Annotated in this window: 4 protein-coding genes and 2 pseudogenes; 3 read left to right on the top strand and 3 right to left on the bottom strand. The window is 43.5% G+C overall.

Going from position 1 to position 3,991, the window contains the following annotated elements:
* Positions 1–374: 374 nt before the first annotated feature.
* Complete coding sequence (locus C8R34_RS17475; RefSeq protein ID WP_110342250.1) at positions 375–608, bottom strand: phage integrase N-terminal SAM-like domain-containing protein; 234 nt, start codon at positions 606–608, stop codon at positions 375–377.
* 681 nt (positions 609–1,289) lie between these two features.
* Between C8R34_RS17475 and C8R34_RS15920 the strand changes: the two genes are divergently transcribed.
* Together C8R34_RS15920 and C8R34_RS15915 are read left to right on the top strand one after the other, a co-directional pair.
* On the top strand, positions 1,290–1,643 hold the full coding sequence (locus C8R34_RS15920; protein WP_110342246.1) for a DUF3024 domain-containing protein: 354 nt from the start codon (positions 1,290–1,292) through the stop codon (positions 1,641–1,643).
* A gap of 87 nt (positions 1,644–1,730) precedes the next feature.
* The gene (locus C8R34_RS15915) at positions 1,731–2,171 is read left to right on the top strand and encodes a DUF1772 domain-containing protein (protein ID WP_110342244.1); all 441 of its coding nucleotides are present in this window, start codon (positions 1,731–1,733) and stop codon (positions 2,169–2,171) included.
* A 56-nt stretch (positions 2,172–2,227) separates the two neighbouring features.
* Here the strand turns inward: C8R34_RS15915 and C8R34_RS17470 are convergent.
* A pseudogene (locus tag C8R34_RS17470) lies at positions 2,228–2,323 on the bottom strand (hypothetical protein); the annotation flags it as partial.
* Positions 2,324–2,554: 231 nt separating this feature from the next.
* Complete coding sequence (locus tag C8R34_RS15905; RefSeq protein ID WP_110342242.1) at positions 2,555–2,926, bottom strand: hypothetical protein; 372 nt, start codon at positions 2,924–2,926, stop codon at positions 2,555–2,557.
* 563 nt (positions 2,927–3,489) lie between these two features.
* On the opposite strand from C8R34_RS15905, the pseudogene C8R34_RS15900 reads away from it, so the two are divergent.
* Positions 3,490–3,813: pseudogene (locus C8R34_RS15900) on the top strand (DDE-type integrase/transposase/recombinase); the annotation flags it as partial.
* Positions 3,814–3,991: the final 178 nt, after the last annotated feature.

Below are 3,991 nucleotides of genomic sequence, written 5' to 3'. Positions count from 1 at the left end.
TATAATCGAGGACAATCTATTTTGAATGAACGTGAAAAAATAAAACGGCGAACCTTAGCTCTGCGACGCCAAATGTTTTATGCTAAACAAGCAACAAACTTAAATCTGATGAGCTAATGCGTCTCTTAATTCAGCCACCCATTAGTCCACATTGCTTTGACGACGTACACTTTTATAAAATTAATAAATAGCTTGTTTATTTTCTGTGTTATTCCGGATAGTGTTCAAATCGAAAGTACGGCTAGAATTTATCACTGCCGGTCGCAGTAGGCTGTGAGAAAAGCCACAGCCAATATCATTAATCATTAGCAAATATAGTCACTTATACTGACTGATATCAGAAACAAGTTAGCAAAAATTAGAAACGACAAGGATTATCCGTTGGATCGGACACAGAATATCTTCGACAGCCAGATTACAGTATAAGTATATGAGTTATATATTAAAATATCTAAAATATAGAAACAGGAGGTCGATAGTGCCTGATTCTGAGTAGCGCTGGACACATGATGCTGATTGGCCAGATAAGTCCAGAACCTTTCCATCTCAACCGCACCCCTATCAGCCGGATGACGCTTGCCATTAAACACAATATAGTGTTCAATCATAATCTATGAGGTATAGGTTTTTTCGTACTTAAAGGGTAATGTTTGGAACGAATTTTCTCTTGCGCTTGATTTCGTAATTTTTTAGCCGGCAGCGATGTCGTATTCTTCTGAGTCATCGACTATCTGTTAAAATAATAATCAATACTATCATGATGATAATATCCAAAAAACAAGATGTTACGGCGTTATCTGACGGATTATTGAACAGAATGTCTTAGACATTACGTTAGGCGTCAGCAAATTTTTTTCCCAAGGCCACAGGTTCTCGAAATGTCAACTCTCACCGAAGATGAAATTACGAAAGCTCAGTCCCTAATCAACAAAACAACTCCGGGAACGTACGAACTAAAGAGCATCTACGGCTCTGAATGGAGGCACGTCATAAGTCCAACATCTTTCGGCGCAAGATTCAAAAACATAGCCTTGGCAGGTAAACTCAATGGAATTGAGCACGACTCTCTGCGGATTGACAACCACATCATGTATCGGATACTCGGCATCGTCTAAGGATGGCAAGGAACAGTCATTCTCACAACACAGCGAGTGGCGTGCGTAGTGCTTGTGTCGAAAACCTGAAAACCAGCGGCGGGGGCCAATGACGTATAACCCCTCTATCGAAGGGATGCCTAAAAGATTGCGCCTTTCAGTCACCTCTCATGTCAAACGTTAGGCGCTTTAATCATGGCTATTAGTGAATTCGAAATTAAAAGATGTGAAAAGCTTGCAACTCAATTCATTGAGGAACATCGACCACCCGCTCATCTGCGTAGTAAGTTAGATTTGTTTTTTCGAATAGAAGAGAAAAGTCAAAGCCTAGAGCTCTTTGAAGTCAGGCCACATTGGCAAAATGAAACTGAAAAAATCGAGAATCCTATTGCCAAAGCAACTTATAACAAAAGCAAAAAGAATTGGAAGGTTTTATGGATGCGTGCTGACTTGAAATGGCATACTTACAAACCCATGCCAGAAGTTGCATCGCTCGAAGACTTTTTAACTTTGGTCTCAAAAGATGAACACGCTTGTTTCTTTGGTTAAAATAGCACCTAGTCCATCATTCAAGCGGGACATGTTAAAGCGTGCGCCTCTTAATTCCAACGTTAGACCCCACAGGAGAAACCCCAAATGCTTGTATTGATGCAGATCCTGGCAACGCTTAGCGCCGGCCTCTTTGCCGGTGCCGCCATCTACATCAGCCTGGTCGAACATCCGGTCCGAACAATACTGAATACCCGTGCAGCCGCTACGCAATGGGCACCAAGCTACAAGCGCGCAACCTGGATGCAAGCGCCATTGGCAATTGTCGGATTACTAACGGGCGCTCTAGCGGGAATCCTCGGTGGCGGATTTGGTTGGTTGATTGGAGCGGTTCTCATTGGATCTGTTGTGCCGATCACATTTAAGATAATAATGCCCACGAACCAAAGACTCCTTGAGCCCGGACGCGACCTGGATTCGAGTGAAACGCGAGCTCTACTCGACAAATGGGGACAATTGCATTTAATTCGGTCGGGGCTAAGCCTTCTCGCATTTCTATTGTTCGCTTGGTTGCAAAGTGAGACCTAACCAGCCAATGGAACGGATGCCGCGCTGGCTACCATGTATCTATCCAGCCCCACCACCTATCCACACTCCTTCATTAATGCTTCAATATCCTCCGGTGCGAACGGCAGCAATTCATCGATTCGGCTGTTAGACCAGGTGGGGAGTTTTTCGAAGGTGTCGGTTAGCCATTCTGCGGGGTTGAGGCCGCTGAGTTTTACACGGTGCCGAGTAGGGTTTGAATGGCAGCGGCACTATTTCCGGCGCGTTCTGAGCCAGTTAGCAGAAATCTCTTAAAACTAGCTTTAAGTAGCTGCTTCATCCAGAATTGCATTTTTCTCATCAAAAGAACAGAAACGGCAGCCTAAGCTGCCGTTCGGGGTTACCTATGAATCTGAGCTGCGCTGCTATAAAGGGAGGAGATTTACTATCTGTAGACTGCACCTACCTGGATATGCTGTGTGCGTCGCACTGTCAGTTATCCATAATTGAACATCTTTTTGTGATGCATGTGCTTGTAGCAATAAAGTAAGCATGCTTCTAGCTGGATCATTTACCTTTTTTGTGGTGATAAAGTTGGTATCGCAATTTACCCCTGCTGGAGGCGTAAAGCCGTTTTTTATTTTAATCTCCATATTTCCAGCCAGATGAGGTAAAACTGGGACATTGCTGATCACTGCAACACGTTCTATTTTAACTTGGATAAGACCGGTACCAGCGAATGCGTTCTGTGATAGTACTATAGCCAGAATGGTGGATATCAGTAGTTTTAATTTCATGTTCAACTCCTCATAAATTGTTAGCGAATCAATATATCAGGGAATTTTTAACGCATTCCATTCCCATAAACTGCTTGCTCTTCTCAGGATCAAACGGATCACACCCGATTATCTCCTTGTAATCACATAAAAAGGCTCTGTGGAACTATCTGTTACCTAACCCTGTTTTTACGTGTTACATCAACATTATCGATGCTCGAACATTGGATCATCGGTGATATTTATCACACGAAAGCCTATCTTCTAAATTTGAGCCCTATTGCGAAGCCGCTAAAAGTTGTTTTGGAGCAAGAATAAATCTCAACAGACCGTTACTTTTATACTATGGGTTAAATCCCATAAAGGTTCGTAACTACCAATAGGTTTTTTCCGGAAGCGTTTTGGGTCATTATGACGTAATGGAATGGACGCATATGGACTCCTCGTCTCGTGGTTGGCACGAGACCGTTACGTCGACTGTCGTAACGGTCAATCCTTCGGGAGTCCCCCGGCTGAGCCGGGGGTTTACCTATTATTAATTACGCAAGGAAGGTTCTCAGGCAGGTCGATATCGAATGCGGTTTCTCATGAAGAAACTAGGGTTAGTTGTTAAACGTAAGCGCCGGTTTGTGTTAACCACAGACAGCAAGTATTCATGTCCGATAGCACCCAATATACTGGATCGACAGTTTAGTCCGGGACGTCCCAATCAGGTATGGGCGACTGATATTACTTACATCTGGACATTACAGGGCTGGTTATACTTGGCAGTTGTCATTGATTTGTGCTCACGGCGTTTGATCGGCTGGAGCATGGATAAACGAATGAAGCAATCGCTGGCGATTCGGGCATTATTGATGGCAATTAATTTACGTAATCCGCCTGAAGGATTGATTCATCATTCCGATACGTAAGAATGCATATGCTAGATTTCAATAATAGGTTGACTCATTCATTGAATAAGTAATTATTGGAGCTCTGGTGCCGTAAGGGTTGCCAAGTTTCCTGACCCCCACTCTGATCGACCATAATTTGTGTCATTCCTCGGATCTGTCGGTTACTTGGCAACATCTGACGGTGAGGTTT

Source organism: Nitrosomonas sp. Nm84 (assembly GCF_003201565.1).
Lineage (GTDB): Bacteria > Pseudomonadota > Gammaproteobacteria > Burkholderiales > Nitrosomonadaceae > Nitrosomonas.
The sequence above is the reverse complement of the archived record's forward strand: the minus strand, read 5'-3'. Positions and strand labels throughout refer to the sequence as shown.

Bases quoted from the DNA above. Each gene is read 5' to 3' on its own strand.
- C8R34_RS17475 (WP_110342250.1), bottom strand. From the start codon at position 608: ATGATTGAACACTATATTGTGTTTAATGGCAAGCGTCATCCGGCTGAT.
- C8R34_RS15920 (WP_110342246.1), top strand. From the start codon at position 1,290: ATGGCTATTAGTGAATTCGAAATTAAAAGATGTGAAAAGCTTGCAACT.
- C8R34_RS15915 (WP_110342244.1), top strand. From the start codon at position 1,731: ATGCTTGTATTGATGCAGATCCTGGCAACGCTTAGCGCCGGCCTCTTT.
- C8R34_RS15905 (WP_110342242.1), bottom strand. From the start codon at position 2,926: ATGAAATTAAAACTACTGATATCCACCATTCTGGCTATAGTACTATCA.